The 15,427-nt window shown below is 73.8% G+C and carries 13 protein-coding genes, 1 tRNA gene and 1 other RNA gene; 8 read left to right on the top strand and 7 right to left on the bottom strand.

Translation table 11 applies throughout. From position 1 onward, the window contains the following. Positions 1-252: 252 nt before the first annotated feature. The 4 genes from AB0E19_RS24595 to ffs form a co-directional block, all read right to left on the bottom strand. Complete coding sequence (locus AB0E19_RS24595) at positions 253-2,019, bottom strand: hypothetical protein (protein WP_362184086.1); 1,767 nt, start codon at positions 2,017-2,019, stop codon at positions 253-255. A gap of 250 nt (positions 2,020-2,269) precedes the next feature. Further along, a complete protein-coding gene (gene purD / locus AB0E19_RS24590) occupies positions 2,270-3,520 on the bottom strand; it encodes a phosphoribosylamine--glycine ligase (protein WP_362184083.1) in 1,251 nt (416 codons plus the stop codon). Between the two features lie 61 nt (positions 3,521-3,581). After that, positions 3,582-5,714, bottom strand: coding sequence for a DNA polymerase III subunit gamma and tau (locus tag AB0E19_RS24585; protein ID WP_362184080.1), 2,133 nt, complete (start codon positions 5,712-5,714; stop codon positions 3,582-3,584). A 57-nt stretch (positions 5,715-5,771) separates the two neighbouring features. Then, an RNA gene (ffs, locus tag AB0E19_RS24580) (signal recognition particle sRNA small type) lies at positions 5,772-5,870 on the bottom strand. A 119-nt stretch (positions 5,871-5,989) separates the two neighbouring features. On the opposite strand from ffs, the gene AB0E19_RS24575 reads away from it, so the two are divergent. From AB0E19_RS24575 to AB0E19_RS24555, 5 genes are all read left to right on the top strand, one after another. Next, positions 5,990-6,077, top strand: a tRNA-Ser gene (locus AB0E19_RS24575). A 353-nt stretch (positions 6,078-6,430) separates the two neighbouring features. Continuing rightward, positions 6,431-6,847, top strand: coding sequence for a hypothetical protein (locus AB0E19_RS24570; protein WP_362184077.1), 417 nt, complete (start codon positions 6,431-6,433; stop codon positions 6,845-6,847). 56 nt (positions 6,848-6,903) lie between these two features. Continuing rightward, positions 6,904-7,578, top strand: coding sequence for an ATP-binding cassette domain-containing protein (locus AB0E19_RS24565; RefSeq protein ID WP_362184073.1), 675 nt, complete (start codon positions 6,904-6,906; stop codon positions 7,576-7,578). After that, the gene (locus tag AB0E19_RS24560; protein ID WP_362184070.1) at positions 7,575-9,830 is read left to right on the top strand and encodes an FtsX-like permease family protein; all 2,256 of its coding nucleotides are present in this window, start codon (positions 7,575-7,577) and stop codon (positions 9,828-9,830) included. Before AB0E19_RS24565 ends, AB0E19_RS24560 begins: the two co-directional genes overlap by 4 nt. Positions 9,831-9,943: 113 nt before the next feature. Beyond that, positions 9,944-10,159, top strand: a complete 216-nt coding sequence (locus tag AB0E19_RS24555; protein ID WP_362184067.1) for a DUF4287 domain-containing protein — start codon at positions 9,944-9,946, stop codon at positions 10,157-10,159. Positions 10,160-10,163: 4 nt separating this feature from the next. On the opposite strand, the gene AB0E19_RS24550 is transcribed toward AB0E19_RS24555, so the two are convergent. Further along, positions 10,164-10,637 carry a carboxymuconolactone decarboxylase family protein gene (locus AB0E19_RS24550; protein WP_362184064.1) on the bottom strand — a complete coding sequence of 158 codons (474 nt, stop codon included), beginning with the start codon at positions 10,635-10,637 and terminating at the stop codon, positions 10,164-10,166. A gap of 70 nt (positions 10,638-10,707) precedes the next feature. Between AB0E19_RS24550 and AB0E19_RS24545 the strand changes: the two genes are divergently transcribed. Together AB0E19_RS24545 and AB0E19_RS24540 are read left to right on the top strand one after the other, a co-directional pair. Next, on the top strand, positions 10,708-11,547 hold the full coding sequence (locus AB0E19_RS24545; protein ID WP_362184060.1) for an alpha/beta hydrolase: 840 nt from the start codon (positions 10,708-10,710) through the stop codon (positions 11,545-11,547). 56 nt (positions 11,548-11,603) lie between these two features. Further along, the gene (locus tag AB0E19_RS24540; RefSeq protein ID WP_362184057.1) at positions 11,604-12,668 is read left to right on the top strand and encodes an aldo/keto reductase; all 1,065 of its coding nucleotides are present in this window, start codon (positions 11,604-11,606) and stop codon (positions 12,666-12,668) included. A gap of 130 nt (positions 12,669-12,798) precedes the next feature. Here AB0E19_RS24540 and AB0E19_RS24535 read toward each other — a convergent pair whose 3' ends face one another. Further along, positions 12,799-13,650, bottom strand: a complete 852-nt coding sequence (locus AB0E19_RS24535) for a helix-turn-helix transcriptional regulator (RefSeq protein WP_362184054.1) — start codon at positions 13,648-13,650, stop codon at positions 12,799-12,801. A 212-nt stretch (positions 13,651-13,862) separates the two neighbouring features. Between AB0E19_RS24535 and AB0E19_RS24530 the strand changes: the two genes are divergently transcribed. Then, positions 13,863-14,720 carry an alpha/beta hydrolase gene (locus AB0E19_RS24530; RefSeq protein ID WP_362184051.1) on the top strand — a complete coding sequence of 286 codons (858 nt, stop codon included), beginning with the start codon at positions 13,863-13,865 and terminating at the stop codon, positions 14,718-14,720. A 41-nt stretch (positions 14,721-14,761) separates the two neighbouring features. Here the strand turns inward: AB0E19_RS24530 and AB0E19_RS24525 are convergent, their stop codons facing one another. Continuing rightward, positions 14,762-15,397 carry a MarC family protein gene (locus AB0E19_RS24525; protein WP_362184048.1) on the bottom strand — a complete coding sequence of 212 codons (636 nt, stop codon included), beginning with the start codon at positions 15,395-15,397 and terminating at the stop codon, positions 14,762-14,764. Positions 15,398-15,427 lie beyond the last annotated feature (30 nt).

The raw sequence follows: 15,427 nt of genomic DNA, 5'->3' as shown, positions 1-15,427 counted from the left end.
GGCCGGTGCCAGCGGCTCCTGCCCACGGGTGATGCCCCTGTCAGTGCCGCTCCCCAGCACATCACATAACGCACGCGGACCGTCACCGTTCGTCGTGAATCGACAAAGGTGGAACACGACCGTCCGGTAGTCAGGGGCGGTCGGACCGGCCCCGAGGACGCTCGGACCGGGGCGACCGGGGCGGACGGGGCGGCCCGGAAGACGGTCGGACCGGGGGGGCGGCCCGGAAGACGGTCGATCCGGAGCGCCGGGTCAGAGGAGACGGACCGGCTTCTCGGGGCGTACGCCCGTCGTGGCCAGCCAGGCCCGCAGGGGTGCCGGGTCGCCCTCCTCCACCAGGGCCAGGACGTGCGGGGTGAGGTCCGTGGCCCGTACGCCGTCCACCAGCAGGGCCGGGCCGTCGAGCCAGTCCAGGCCCGGAGCGGCGCCGGTGGTGTCGACGGCGGCGCAGCAGACCAGCGCGGTCACGTGGTCGGCGAGGAGGTCGCGGCCGGTGCGGGGCGGGACCAGCGGGCAGAGCGGCCAGGGGCCGTCCGGGCCGGAGAAGCCGGCGGCCTCGGCGGTGATCCGGGCCTCCCGCTCGGCGTCCTCGCGCGCCACCCTGGCGCCGAGCGCGGCGGCGAGCGTGTCGGCGGCGGGGTTGTGGAGCCCGTCCTCCGCCGGTGCGGTGTCCCCGTCCTCCGCCGGTGCGGTGTCCCCGTCTTCCGGTTCGCCGCCCGCCTGCGCGGGGTGCTCGTCCGGGGCGGTCGTCAGGTGGGTGAGGACGCGGGTGAGCGTCGGGGCCTCGGCGGCGTCGTCGGACGCCCCAGGCCCCTCGGCGGCCGCCAGGCGGTCGAGGACCTCGTGGAGCCGGGCCGCGTCCGCCCGCCACTTCCGGTCGACGACCTCTTCCGGGTAGCGGCTCCACTCGACCGGCGCCCAGTCCGGGCCCGCCTCGGCGGGGCCGCCGTGGAAGAGCCGGGCGGCGAGCAGCGAGGCGGCCTCGTCCACGGCCCCGGGCTCCTCCAGGAGGTCGCAGGCGGGGCGCTCGCCGAGCCGGGAGGAGTAGCCCTCCGCGAGCCGGTCGCGGCGGGAGAGTTCGGTGAGGGCGGAGACCACGCCGGCGTCGAGCCCGGACGGCCAGCGGCCCATCTGCCAGGCGGGCAGCGCGACCCGGGTGAGGAGCCGGTCCCAGCCCGCGTACGCGAGCCCCACCTGCTCCTGGGCGACGATCCGGGTCCCCTGGTCCACGGCCTGGGCCCGCTCGGATCCGGCGGCGGCGACGCCGCGCTCCATCTCGGCGGCGTGCGTGCCGCAGGCCCGCAGCAGCAGCCGGGCCACCCGGCCGACGCCCCGGGCGCCGAGCCGGCGCAGGGCGCCGAGGCCGGGCTCGTCCGGGACGGCGACGGCGGCGTCGAGCCCGCGCACGAAGCGGCGGGCGGCGGCTATGTCGGGGTCGGCGGCCGGGCCGGTGCCGGCGACGACCGGCGCGAGGACCGCGCGCAGCTCGCCGACCCGCATCCACCACAGGAACGGGGAGCCTATGACGAGGACCGGTGAGCCGGTCGCGCCGGCCGCTCGGTGCGAGCGGTGCGAGCGGTCCTCCAGCCAGCTGTCGCAGTCCGGGGTCAGGGCTATCGCGGCGGGCGCGGGCACGTCGAGCCGGTCGGCGAGGTCCCGCACGAGGCGGTGGAGGTCGGGGGCGGCGGTCTCGGTGAGCTCCACCGTCGGCGTCACGGCCGGGCGGGCACGGGCGACGGAGAGGGCGACGGCCGCGGCGGCGAGCAGGACGAGCACCGCGAGGACGGTGACGGTCCAGCGGGCGGTGGTCCACCCGGCACCCGTGAAGTGGCCGGTGACCTCGCCCGCGTACAGCACGACCGCGACGGCGGCGGGGAGGATGGCGGCGCCGAGCGCCCGTCCGCGGACGCGCAGGACGGCGAGGGCGCGGGAGCGCGCGGCCCGCACGCCCCACTCCTCGCCGAGGCCGCTGTCGCTGCCGCCGTTTCCGAAGCCGCTGCCGGACACGCCGTACCTCACCCCCTCTCCCCGTCCTGGACGGGACTACCCGTGGCGGTGTTGCTCACTCCCCCACTGTGGCACCCGTCACCGACATCGCAATGCCGGTGGGCCAAGTGCCGGAACGCCTGCGCCGCACCCTAGTTGGGGCTTCGGCGGGCGTCATCCAGATGGCCGAGCCGTCACTCGATCGAATGGCTTTGGGTAAAGGTGGTGCCGGTGGCGCGGCCGGTCGCTTGACTTCCCGGCCGCGCCCTCGCTCCCGTACGACTCAGGCCTGGGCGGCCTTGAGCGCGATGTCCGTACGGTGCTGCGAACCGTCAAGGCGGATGCGGCCGACTGCCGCGTAGGCGCGCTCGCGGGCCTCGGCCAGGTCCGAACCGGTGGCGGTGACGGACAGCACCCGGCCGCCCGCGCTGACGACCGCGTCGCCGTCCCGCCTGGTGCCCGCGTGGAGCACGTACGCGTGCGGGGCGTCCTGCTCCGCGATCTCGGCGAGGCCCTCGATGGGGTCGCCGGTGCGCGGGGTGTCCGGGTAGTTGTGCGAGGCGACGACCACGGTGACGGCGGCGTCGTCCCGCCAGGCCAGCGGAGCCTGGTCGGCGAGGGTGCCGTTGGCCGAGTGCAGCAGGACGCCCGCGAGCGGGGTCCTCAGGCGGGCCAGGACGACCTGCGTCTCGGGGTCGCCGAAGCGGGCGTTGAACTCGATGACCCGCACACCGCGGCCGGTGATCGCCAGACCGGCGTACAGCAGGCCGGAGAAGGGCGTGCCGCGGCGGCGCAGCTCGTCGACGGTCGGCTGGAGGACGGTCTCCATGACCTCCTCGACCAGCTTCGGGTCGGCCCACGGCAGCGGCGAGTAGGCGCCCATGCCGCCGGTGTTGGGGCCCTCGTCGCCGTCGAGCGCGCGCTTGAAGTCCTGCGCGGGCTGGAGCGGGAGGACGGTGGTGCCGTCGGTGATCGCGAAGAGGGAGACCTCGGGGCCGTCCAGGTACTCCTCGATGACCACGCGGTCGCAGGCGAGGGCGTGGGCGCGGGCCACCTCGACGTCGCCGGTCACGACGACGCCCTTGCCGGCCGCGAGACCGTCGTCCTTGACGACGTACGGCGCGCCGAAGGCGTCGAGGGCCTCGTCGATCTCGGCGGGGGTGGTGCAGACGTAGCTGCGGGCGGTCGGCACGCCGGCGCCGGCCATGACGTCCTTGGCGAACGCCTTGGAGCCCTCCAGCTGCGCCGCTTCCTGGGACGGACCGAAGACCGGGATGCCGACGGCGCGGACGGCGTCGGCGACACCCGCGACGAGCGGGGCCTCCGGGCCGACGACGACCAGGTCGGCGCCGAGTTCGGTGGCGAGCGCGGCGACCGCGCCGCCGTCCAGCTGGTCGACGGGGTGCAGCTCGGCGACCTCGGCGATTCCGGCGTTGCCGGGCGCGCAGTGCAGAGCGGTGACGTCGGGATCGAGGGAGAGAGAGCGGCACAGGGCGTGTTCGCGGGCGCCGCCGCCGATGACGAGGACCTTCACGCCAGCCAGGGTAGCCCGATGGCCGGGAAGGTCCTTGTGCGGGCCACCGAGCGAGACGGCCCTAGTCGTTCGTGTATTCCTCCACAACGGTGGCGCCGAGCTCGCGCACGATCAGCTCGTGCCCGGAGAGCGCCGACTCCACGAGGTCCGGATCGTCCTCCTCCGGCACGTCGTCCTCGGGCGCCACGGGCGGCGGCTGCGGCGACCGCTGCTGTACGGGGGCGGGCGCCGGGGCCTGCGCGGGCGCGGCCTGCGGGGCGTGCGCCGGCGCCTGTGCCAGGCCTTGTGCCTGTACGGGGGAGGGCGCGGCGGCCGGGGCGGGCGCGGGCGGGCCGGAGGGCCGACCGCCGCCACCGAAGCCTCCGCCGCCACCGAAGCCGCCGCCGGAGAAGCCGCCGCCTCCGCCGCCGGAGAAGTTCCCCCCGGGGCTGCCGGCGCCGGGCGGGGGCGCGGAGCCGCCGGACGGGTCGACGATCGCCTCGATCTTCCACTGCACGTTGAACTGCTCGGCGAGCGCGGCCTTGAGGACGTCCTCGCTGCCGCTGCTCGCGAAGTTGTCCCGCGCGCCGGCGTTGAGGAAGCCGAGCTGGAGCGTGGTGCCGTCGAACCCGGCCACCTGCGCGTTCTGACTCAGCAGGATCCAGGTGAAGCGGCGGCGGTTCTTGACCGCTTCGAGGATGGACGGCCACATGTTCCGCACCTGACCGGCACCGGCGGCCATGTCACCGGCGGGAGCGGCGGCCGCGGCGGCCGGGGCCGGGGTGGGCGCGGCGGCGGGCGCGGGCGCGGCGGGACCCGGGGCGCCGGCGGTCGGCCACCCGCCGGGCCGCGCGGCCCCGGGCCAGGCCCCGGGCTGCGGCGACTGCTGCTGCTGCACGGGGGCGGGGGCCGGGGCCGGGCTCGGCGCCGGGGCCGGGCTCGGGGGCAGCGGCGGCGGGGCGATCGGCGTATGGGCCTCGGGCCCGGGGACGTACCCCATCGGAGGCCCGGCGGGCGGGGCCGGCGTGAAGACGGCGGCGGCCGGCGGCGCGTTCTTGGCTCCGCGCTCCAGCCGGTCGAGACGGGCGAGGAGCGAACGCTCGTCGTCGAAGGCGGCGGGCAGCAGCACGCGCGCGCAGATCAGCTCCAGCTGGAGGCGCGGCGAGGTGGCGCCGCGCATCTCGGTCAGCCCCTCGTTGACGAGGTCGGCGGCGCGGCTCAGCTCGGCGGCACCGAACACGGACGCCTGCGCCTGCATCCGCTCCACGACGTCGGCGGGCGCGTCGATCAGCCCCTTCTCCCCGGCGTCGGGCACGGCGGCGAGGATCACGAGATCGCGCAGCCGCTCCAGCAGGTCGGCGACGAACCGGCGGGGGTCGTTGCCGCCCTCGATGATCCGGTCGACGACCTCGAAGGCGGCGGCGCCGTCGCCCGAGGCGAAGGCGTCGACGACGGAGTCGAGCAGCGAGCCGTCCGTATAGCCGAGGAGCGAGGTGGCCATGGCATACGTCACACCGTCCTCGCCGGCACCGGCGAGGAGCTGGTCCATCACGGACATGGAGTCACGCACGGACCCGGCGCCGGCGCGCACGACGAGCGGCAGCACGCCGTCGTCGACGGGGATCCCCTCCCGCCCGCACACGTCGCCGAGGTACTCGCGCAGGGTCCCCGGGGGTACGAGCCGGAACGGATAGTGGTGGGTCCGGGACCGGATGGTCCCGATGACCTTCTCGGGCTCGGTCGTGGCGAAGATGAACTTGAGGTGCTCCGGCGGCTCCTCGACCACCTTGAGCAGGGCGTTGAACCCCGCCGAGGTGACCATGTGGGCCTCGTCGATGATGTAGATCTTGTACCGGCTGGAGGCGGGCCCGAAGAAGGCCTTCTCCCGCAGGTCACGGGCGTCGTCGACACCACCGTGGGAGGCGGCGTCGATCTCGATGACGTCGATGGACCCCGGTCCGTTGCGCGCGAGGTCCCGGCAGGACTGGCACTCGCCGCACGGCGTCGGCGTCGGCCCCTGCTCGCAGTTCAGGCACCGCGCGAGGATCCGGGCGCTGGTCGTCTTGCCGCATCCGCGGGGCCCGCTGAACAGGTACGCGTGATTGACCCGGTTGTTCCGCAGGGCCTGCTGCAACGGGTCGGTGACATGCTCCTGCCCGATGACCTCGGCGAAGGACTCGGGGCGGTAGCGGCGGTACAGCGCGAGAGACGACACGTATACGAGGGTATCGGCGCCCACCGACAACCCGGGAAAACCCACCGGCCCGCCGAGAACGCAAGCGCCCCCCACGCACCCGCCAGAGCCGACCTACCCTTGCTGCCTTCCGGCCCTGGGGGAGTTCAGTCAGATAGCGCCGCGTGAGGGGCTCCGCCCAGCCTACCCGATCCGAACCCCCACACCAGCCCCCCTCCCACCCGCCCCTCTCCCCCGCCCTCCCCCTCGTGGATCACGTTCGCGAGCACCCTCCGCGGTCATGTAATGTTCTCCACGGAGGATTCGCCTAGAGGCCTAGGGCGCACGCTTGGAAAGCGTGTTGGGGGCAACCCCTCACGAGTTCGAATCTCGTATCCTCCGCCAGCCCGAAGGGCCGGACCGCTCAGCGGTCCGGCCCTTCGGCGTTTCCCGCGACGCCCTCCGCGCGAGCGGGGCCACCGATCGAACGCCCGTCACACACGCGCCCACGGTCACCCCTGCGGGGCCCGCCTTCTTCACCGCTCACGCCCTCCCGCGGCTGACCTGCGGCTTCGTTCGGCGGACCACGGCGGATTCCGGTCACGGATGGCCCGAAGAGGAGAGATTCCTTTCCGACCTTCAGGTCACCTGATCGGGCGGTGACCTGAACGAATTCACGTTCCTGCTGCATTCGGTGAGTATCCGACCCGATACGTTCTGTGACGACCAGTCGGCCCCTAGCCAACAAGGAGTGCTCCATGGGCCAGTTGAGGAAGTCGATCACGGCGGCGGTCGTCGCAGGACTGTTCTTCGGCGGTGCGGGGGTGGCGGCCGCGGATTCGTGGCGCGAGCTGAACCTGACCACCTCGGGCGCCAGCTTCAAGGGCGCGTGGGCGTGGCAGTCTCCCAAGCGCATTCCGAGCGGACTGCACGTGAAGGGCACGCTCAAGGACGAGAAGCCCAGGGACGGGCACAACGTGTACCTGCGCCTGAGGGTCTACTCCTACCCGTGGGGGGAGATCCGAGGGGTCCAGGGCAAGTCCGTCAAGGTCGACAAGGTGCTCTCCGACGGCGCCGTCCTCGTCACCAAGGAAGTCCGGCTGCACCTGTGCCGGGACCGCGGCTCCCTGCGGCCGGACAACTGCACTCCCCTCCGGGTGTTCAAGCGGAAGTAGTCGGCAGTCGTGGGAGCCGCCTTCGGGCGGCTCCCCTTCTTTCCTGGAGCCCAGCAATGGACATCATCCTCCGCGCCGAAGGCGTGGACCTCTTCTACGGCGAGCAACAGGCGGTGCGGTCCGCCGACTTCAGCCTGGCGCGGGGCGAAGTGGCGGCGATCACGGGCAGCAGTGGGTCGGGCAAGTCCTCGCTGCTCTACTGCCTCGCCGGCGTCCTCCCGCCCACCCACGGGATCGTCTCCTTCGACGGCGTGCCGTTCACGTCCCTTCCCGACCCCGAGCTGAGCGCCTTACGCCGCGAGCGGATCGGCTTCGTCTTCCAGTACGGAGAGCTGCTTCCCGAGCTGACCGTCGAGGAGAACGCGGCGCTGCCGCTGCGCCTCGCCGGGATCGACAAGGATCGCGCCCACGTGATCGCCGCCCAGTTGCTGGGCCGACTGGGTCTGGGTGATCTGCTGCGCCGCAGGACCTCGAAGCTCTCCGGTGGCCAGAGCCAGCGCGTCGCCGTCGCACGCGCCCTCGTGCACCGGCCGGACGTCGTGTTCGCCGACGAACCGACCGGCGCTCTCGACAGCGCCAACGCGGCTCAGGTACTCGACGAGTTCCTTCGGCTGGCCAGGCGGCAGGGCACGGCGGTCGTCATCGTCACCCACGACGCGGACGTCGCCGCGAAGGCCGACACCCGGTACACGATGGCGGACGGGGTTCTCGCCCAGCGGGTGCCGGTGTGAGTCCGTTCCTTCTCGGGCTGCGGCTCCTGTGGGGCAGCGGGCGGCGGGGACGCGTCCGGTTCCTGCTGATGACGCTCGGTTCGGCACTCGGCGCCGCCTGTCTCGCCGCCGTGATGACCATCCCCACGATCATCGCGGCGCACGACGCGAGGACACAGGCCAGGGAGATCCTTCCCGGCAAGCACGGCAGCGTCGTGTTCCACGAACTGCTGGATCCCTACGGCTCGCAACCGTTCCAGCGGACCTTCCTGGCCCGGACGGCGTCCGGGCCCGCCCCGGTGCCCCCGGGCGTCGACCGGCTTCCCGCCGCCGGGGAAGCGGTCGTCTCCCCGAGGCTTCGCCGCATCATGGCGGACGATCCCGGGGCGAGGGCGCGTGTTCCCGGACGCGTCGTCGGCGTGATCGGTCCGCAGGGCCTGGGCGGGCCCGACGACCTCTACGCGTACATCGGCACCACGCGCGACAGGATTCCCGACGCGCGTCCGCTCGGGAGCTTCGGCAACGCCCACTCCCTGCATCCTGTCCTCGAGCCCTCGACGCTCGACATCCTCCGGTTCACGCTCGCCTGCGTCGTCCTCCTCCCCCTGGTCGTCTTCCTCTCCGTCTGCGCGCGCCTCTCCGGGGAATCGCGGGCACGGCGCCTCGCGGCCCTGAGGTTGGTAGGTCTCAGCATCAAGGACACCGTGCGGGTCAATGCCGGGGAATCCGTCGCGGCGGCGTTCTTCGGCGCGGTGCTCGGACTCGCCGCGTACCTCGGGGTCAACGAGATCGCGGCGCGCGTCGGACTCCCCGGGCTGCGGTGGTACCCGGCGGACGGGCGGCCCGAGTGGGCGACCGTGGCGGTGTGCCTGGTCGGATGTCCCGCGCTGGCCTGGGTCGTCGGACTGCTCGGCGCCCGGCGGGCAGCGCTCTCGCCGATCGCGGTGCGCCGGACGGCGGAGCGCAGGCCGCCGCGGACATGGGGGGCGCTGCTGCTGGTTCCGGGGATGGGGGTGATCGTCGGCTACTGCGCGATGAGCGTCCTCGGGAAGGATCCGTCCGGCGGCTCCGCCAGCTCGACCCTCGTGCCGGCCGCCGTGCTGCTGACCGGTGCGGGGCTCGTCTTCGGGCTGCCGCCCGTCACCGCGTGGCTCGCGCGGCGGACCGCCGCCGTCTCCAGGTCCCTGCCGCTGACGCTGGCGATGCGGCGTACGGAGGTGGACCCGGGCTCCTCGCTGCGGGTGGTCTCCGGGCTCGTGCTGCTGGTCTTCGGTGCCTCGCTCACACAGGGCGTGCTCATCGAGCTGGACCAGGTGAGCCGGCGTACGGCGCCGCTCCAGGAGTACCGGATCGGCCTGAAGGACGTCGGCCCCGCGCAGCGCGCGGCACTGACGCGCGTACCTGGTGTCCGGAACCACGTGGTGTCGTACGAGTCATGGGCGGACTTCGACGGGGAGCCGGGGCCGACCGTGACGGCGATCGTCGCCACGTGTGCGCAGCTGGAGTCCCTGACCGAGCGGACGGCCGGCTGCCGGGACGGCCGGATCCAGCAGCTGCGCGACGACCGGGCGGCGTACTGGGACGACGCGGAAGCCGGCACGCGCTTCCCGTTCGCGCTGGAGGACGGCCGGACGGCCTCGATCGCCGTACCGGCCGACCGGATCGACGCCCACCCCTACGACATCTCCGTGGTCACCTCCGGCAGCCTGCTCGTACCGCCCTCGATGGCGCCGGAAGGGATGGCGGCCGGGACGGGGGCTCTCACGCTGGTGTCCGGGGCCGACGCGGAGACCGTACGCGGCGTGCTCGACGGCATCGGGGCCGTGGTCCCCACCGCGGAGGTCGAGCCCGTGGGGATCGCCGTGGAGGCGCTGGCGCAGCTCACGGTCGTACGGGGGCTGCTCGGGACCGGCATGGTGCTGGGGCTCGTCGTCGGGGTGGCGGCGTTCGTGGTCTCGGTGGCTGATCGGGCTTTGGAGCGGCGGGGGCAGGTGGCGGCGCTGGGGTTGTTGGGGGCTCGGGCGGGGACCTTGCGGGGGGTGCAGGTGGTGCAGGTGGTGGTGCCGTTGGGGGTGGGGCTGGGCGGGGCCGTGGTGGCGGGGTGGCTGGCCGAGGCGAGTTATCTGATCACCGGGGGCGGGGCCGTGCACTGGGACTGGGAGGGGTTGCCGGTGCTGGTGGGGAGTGCGGTGGGGGTGCTGGTCGTGGCGGGGGTGGCCTCCGTGCCGATGGTGCGGCGGCATGTGGATCCCGAGCTCGTCCGGCGGGATTGAGGTTCGGTTCGTGTTTTCCCGGCGGGTGCGATGAGTTCGGATGGGGAGGGGGGTCTTCAGGAGTGTGTACGCGTGTGCGTACGCCGTCCGTTGCGCTCTTCTCGGAGGTCTTCGTGTCCACCAGCCCCGCCCCCAAGGGTCCCGCCGCCTACTTCCCCTCCATCGAGAGGAAGTACGGCCGGCCCGTGTCCGAGTGGTTCGAGGTGATCCGCTCCTCGCCGCTCGACAAGCACATGGAGCTCGTCGCCTGGCTGAAGGGCGAGCACGGTCTCGGGCACGGGCACGCCAACGCGCTGGTGGCTCATGTGCGGGCCGAGGACGGGAAGTAGGCCGTCAGGAGAACTGGCCGGGGACGTAGTCGCCGGCCGGCAGCTGCGTCATGACGTTCATGCGGTTGAAGGCGTTGATGATGGCGATCAGGGAGACCAGGGCGGCGAGCTGCTCCTCGTCGTAGTGCTTGGCGGCGTTCTCCCAGGCCGCGTCGGTGACGCCGGTGTGGTGGTCGGCGAGGCGGGTGCCCTGCTCGGCGAGTTCGAGGGCCGCGCGCTCGGCGTCCGTGTAGACGGTGGCCTCGCGCCAGGCGGCGACCAGGTGGAGGCGCAGGGCCGTCTCGCCGGCCGCGGCGGCGTCCTTGGTGTGCATGTCGAGGCAGAAGCCGCAGCCGTTGATCTGGCTCGCGCGGATCTTCACCAGTTCCTGGGTGCTGTGCGGGAGCACGGCGTCCGGGATCGCGAAGCCGGCCGAGGCGAGGTGCTTGACGACCTTGGCACCGACGGGGCTGGCGAAGAGGTTGAGGCGGGCGTTCATGTGGATGTCCTCCGTGGTGGTTCTTCTCGGGTTCTCACTGGGCTTTCATGGGATTGACGGAGGGCGGGGGATGAATGTGACCGGGGTGGATGTGTCGTACGTCACGCGGGAGTTCACGCGTGGGGGCGTCGCGCTGTCCGTGCGCGACTGGGGCGGCGACGGCGTGGGAGTACTGCTGCTCCACGGGCTCGCCGGGCACTGCGGGGAGTGGGACGCGCTCGCCCGGTCGCTGCGCCGGGACGGGTACCGCGTGCTCGCGCTCGACCAGCGGGGACACGGGAGCAGCGGAAGGACGCCGGGGGACGTGTCCCGGAGGGCGTACGTCGACGATGCGCTCGGGGTCGTCGAGGAGTTCGGGGGCCGTGGGCGGGGGTTCGTGCTCGTCGGCCAGTCCTATGGCGGGCATGCCGCACTGCTCGCCGCGGCCCGGCGGCATCCCCGGGTGGTCGGGGCCGTCCTGGTCGAGGCCGGGCCCGCCGGGTCCACGCCCGAGGACGTGGCGGGGGTCGCGGGGTGGCTGCGGGGGTGGCCCGTGCCCTTCGCGAGCCGGGAGGCGGCCGTCTCGTACTTCGGCGGCGGGGCCGTCGGGGAGGGGTGGGCCGCCGGGCTCGAACAGCGGGACGGGGGGTGGTGGCCCCGGTTCGACGCCGGAGTGCTGGCCGCCTCGCTCGACGAGAACGCCGTCCGCTCCTGGTGGGAGGAGTGGGACGCCGTCGACGTACCGCTGCTCGCGGTGCTCGGGCAGCACGGGATCATCGACGCCGAGCAGTGGGACGGAATGGCGCGGCGGCAGCCGGCGCTGCGCGGCGTCTGCCTGCCGGGGGCCGGGCACGACGTGCACCTGGAGCGGCCCGGGGAGGTGTACGGGGCGGTGGGGGCGTTCCTGGGGGAGCTCGGTCGCGGCCGGTAGCGCCGGGGGTTTCGGGGCTTGCGCTGGAGCCCGCTCCAAGCCCTAGGGTGCGGCGCATGCGCTATCGGATACTCGGCGGGACCGGCATCGAAGTCAGCACCTACTGCCTCGGCACCATGATGTTCGGGGCGGTCGGCAACCCCGACCATCAGGACGCCGTACGGATCATCCACTCCGCCCTCGACCGGGGCGTCAACTTCGTCGACACCGCCGACATGTACTCGGCGGGCGAGTCCGAGGAGATCGTCGGGAAGGCGCTGCGGGATCCGCGCCGCCGCGACGAGACCGTGCTCGCGACGAAGGTGTACTTCCCCGTCGGTGGGGACGGGCCCGCGCGGGGCGGGCTGTCGCGGCGGTGGATCACGCGGGCCGTCGAGGCCAGCCTGGCGCGGCTCGGGACGGACCGGATCGACCTGTACCAGGTGCACCGGCCCGACCACCGGACCGACATCGAGGAGACCCTCGACGTCCTCGGCGATCTCGTCTCTCAGGGAAAGATCAGGGCCTTCGGGTGCTCGACCTTCCCCGCCGAGCGGATCGTCGAGGCGCATGCGGTCGCCGAGCGGCGCGGGCTGCGGCGCTTCCGGACCGAGCAGCCGCCGTACTCGCTGCTCGCGCGCGGGGTGGAGACCGCGGTGCTGCCGGTGGCGCAGCGGTACGGGATGGGCGTCCTGACGTGGGCGCCGCTCGCCTCCGGGTATCTCTCGGGGGCGTACCGGAAGGGGCGCGGGGTCGACATGACGCGCGGGCGGGCGGCGATCACCCCGCACCGCTTCGACCCGGCGCTTCCCGAGAACGCGGCGAAGCTCGATCTCGTCGAGGAACTCGCCCTGCTCGCCGAGGAGATCGGCTGCTCGCTGCCCGAGCTCGCGATCGCCTTCGCCGCCGCGCACCCGGCCGTCACCTCGGTGATCCTCGGGCCCCGGACCATGGAGCAGCTGGACGGGCTGCTGAAGGGCGCCTCGCTCGTGCTCGACGACGCGGTGCTCGACCGTATCGACGCGATCGTGCCGCCGGGGACGGACGCCTACCGCGCGGACGGCGTCTGGCAGCCGCCGTCCCTCACCGAACCGGCGCTGCGACGGCGGCCGTTGGGCGAGCGCGCCGCCTCCGACGGCTGACGGCTGACGGCTGACGGCTGACGGCTGACGGCTGACGGCTGACGGCTGACGGGAGAAGGCTGACGGCTGACGGCTGACGGGAGAAGGCTGACGGGAGAAGGCTGACGGGAGAAGGCTGAGGTGGGTGTCGTCAGGGGGTGAACTGGTCGGTGCCCACCACCGCGAGGAGGGCGAGGCGGTCGGCGGTGTCCGTGCCGGGCGGCGGGGTGAGGAAGACCAGGCGCTGTTCGCCCGCCGGGGCGAGCAGCACCTGGCAGTCCAGGTCGACCGGGCCGATCAGGGGGTGCTCGACGCGCATCCGGCTGTGGCGGCGGACGGCGACCTCGTGTTCGGCCCACAGCTCCGCGAACTCCTCGCTGGCCGCACGGAGCCGTTCCACCAGGCGGGTCGAGGCCGGGTCGCCGCCGCGGCGGCCGTACGCGGCGCGCAGGTCGGCGACGTGGAGCCGGCTGTAGTACGCGTGCTCCTCCCTCGGGTACGCCGTACGGGCGTCGGGGTCGGCGAACCAGCGCCACACGACGTTCCGCCCGTGTTCCGAGACCGTGCAGACGCCGCCGAGGAGGGCGCGGGCCGGGGCGTTCTGGGCGAGGACGTCGCCGAGGTCGCTCAGGATCTGCGCGGGGGTCGTCGGGAGCTGGTCGAGGAGGTGCAGCAGGCCGGGGGCGACGTGCTCGCCCGCGACGGCGCTGGCCGGCGGGCGGTGGCCGGCCAGCAGGTGGAGGTGGTCGCGCTCGTCGGCGTCCAGGCGCAGCGCGCGGGCGAGGGCGGCGAGCATCGGCGGCGAGGGCTGCGGGCCGCGGGCCTGCTCCAGGCGGATGTAGTAGTCCGCGGACATCCCCGCCAGCTGCGCGACCTCCTCGCGGCGCAGGCCCGGCGTGCGGCGGCGCGGGCCCGCCGGGAGGCCCACGTCCTTCGGGGTGACCCGCTCGCGGCGGCGGCGCAGGAAGTCCGCGAGTTCGCGGCGGTCGATCGTCGTGGCCATGTCGATCATCCTGCCGGAGGGACGTCGGCCCAGCCAGGGACCGGCGATCCCAGGGTGAGGAGGGCTCTCCCGGCGGGTTCCGTACGGCGGCATCGTCCTCGGTGTCAGCCGAACGATCCGAACGGACCGAACGGACCGAACGATCCGAGCGGACCGAGCGGACCGAGCGGACCCAACGATCCGAACAGCCCGCGCCTCAAGGAGTCATCGCCATGTCCACGAGCATCACCGCCACCACCGAGACCGCCACCGCCACCGCCGCTTCCCTCGCCGCCGCCGTCTCCGTCGGCGGCGCCCGCGTCCACTACGACGTCCACGTCGGCGCCGCCTCCTCCTCCCGGCCCGCCCTGCTGCTCGTGCACGGCACCGGGTCGGGCGGTGCCGTCGTCAACTGGGGGCGGACCGCGGGCCGTTTCACGCCAGCCCGGACCGTCATCACGCCCGATCTCTCCGGCGCCGACCGGACCGTCGACGACGGCGGGGCGCTGACCGTCGAAGGGCTCGCGGCGCAGGTGGCCGCGGTGATCGAGGACGCCGGCGGCGGTCCCGTGGATCTGCTCGGGTTCTCGATGGGGGCGCCGGTCGCGGCGGCCGTGGCCGCGCTGCGGCCGGAGCTCGTCGGCCGGCTGATCCTGGTGGCGGGCTGGGCGCACACCGAGGGCGACGAGTACCTGCGGAACCTGTTCACGCTGTGGGAGCGGCTGGGCGAGCACGACCCGGCGGGCTTCGGGCGGAGCGTGACGATGACGGGCTTCAGCCGGGGCTTCCTCAACGCGATCGGCCGCGAGGGCGTCGAGGCGCTGGTCCCCAACATGCCGCCCACGCCCGGGACGCTGCGGCACGTCGCGCTCGACCTGGGGGTGGACGTCCGGGCGCTGCTGCCCCGGATCACCGCGCCGACGCTGGTGGTCGGCTGCGCCCGGGACGCGACCGTGCCGGTGGAGAACAGCCGGGAGCTGGCGGCGGCGATCGGCGGCAGCTCGTACGCGGAGATCGACGCGGGGCACGTGGTGTTCTTCGAGAAGGAGGACGAGTTCGTGCGGACGGTGTCGGACTTCCTGGACGCGTGAGCCCCGCGACGCGGCCCCGGCAGTGATCCGGAAGAGACGGCCTAGTACCGGCTCACGCCCGGCACGCCCAGGTCCGTGAGGCCGTCGAGGACGAGGTCCACGCCGACCGCGGCGAGCAGCAGGCCGAGGAGCCGGCCGAGGAGCTCGATGGTGGCGTGGTGGGTGCGGCGCAGGAGCCGGGCGAGCAGCAGGACGCAGAGGAGGTCGAGCGCGATGACCGTCATGTAGGCGCCGACGACGGTCGAGCGCCAGCCGAGCGAGTCGCGGGCGGCGGCCTCGATGAGCAGGCCGGTCATGGCGAGGGGGCTGACGATGTACGGCATGAGGAGTTCGCGGACGCCGCTGACGGTGTCGGGCGAGTCGTCGTGCGGGCCGTCGGAGCCGAGGTGCATGCCGAGGACGAGTCCGACGGCGTAGATGAAGAAGATGACGCCGCCCGCGAGCTGGAGGGCGGGGGTGCTGATGTGGAAGAGGTCGAGCAGCCAGGGGGCCGTTCCTCCGGTGACGATGCCGACGATGACCGCCGCGCCGGAGGAGAGCAGGGCGATGGTGCGGAGCTGCCCGACCGGGTGGGCCTGGGCGAGGCCGGCGAAGGCGAGGAGCACCTTCGGCGGTCCGACGACGGAGAAGAACGTGATGAACGCGGCGGCGAAGGTGAAGGACTGCACAGCGGACATCATGGGGCGGTCGGGTGATTCCGGACGTAT

It is taken from the genome of Streptomyces sp. NPDC047974 (assembly GCF_040653375.1).
Classification (GTDB): domain Bacteria; phylum Actinomycetota; class Actinomycetes; order Streptomycetales; family Streptomycetaceae; genus Streptomyces.
The sequence above is the reverse complement of the archived record's forward strand: the minus strand, read 5'-3'. Positions and strand labels throughout refer to the sequence as shown.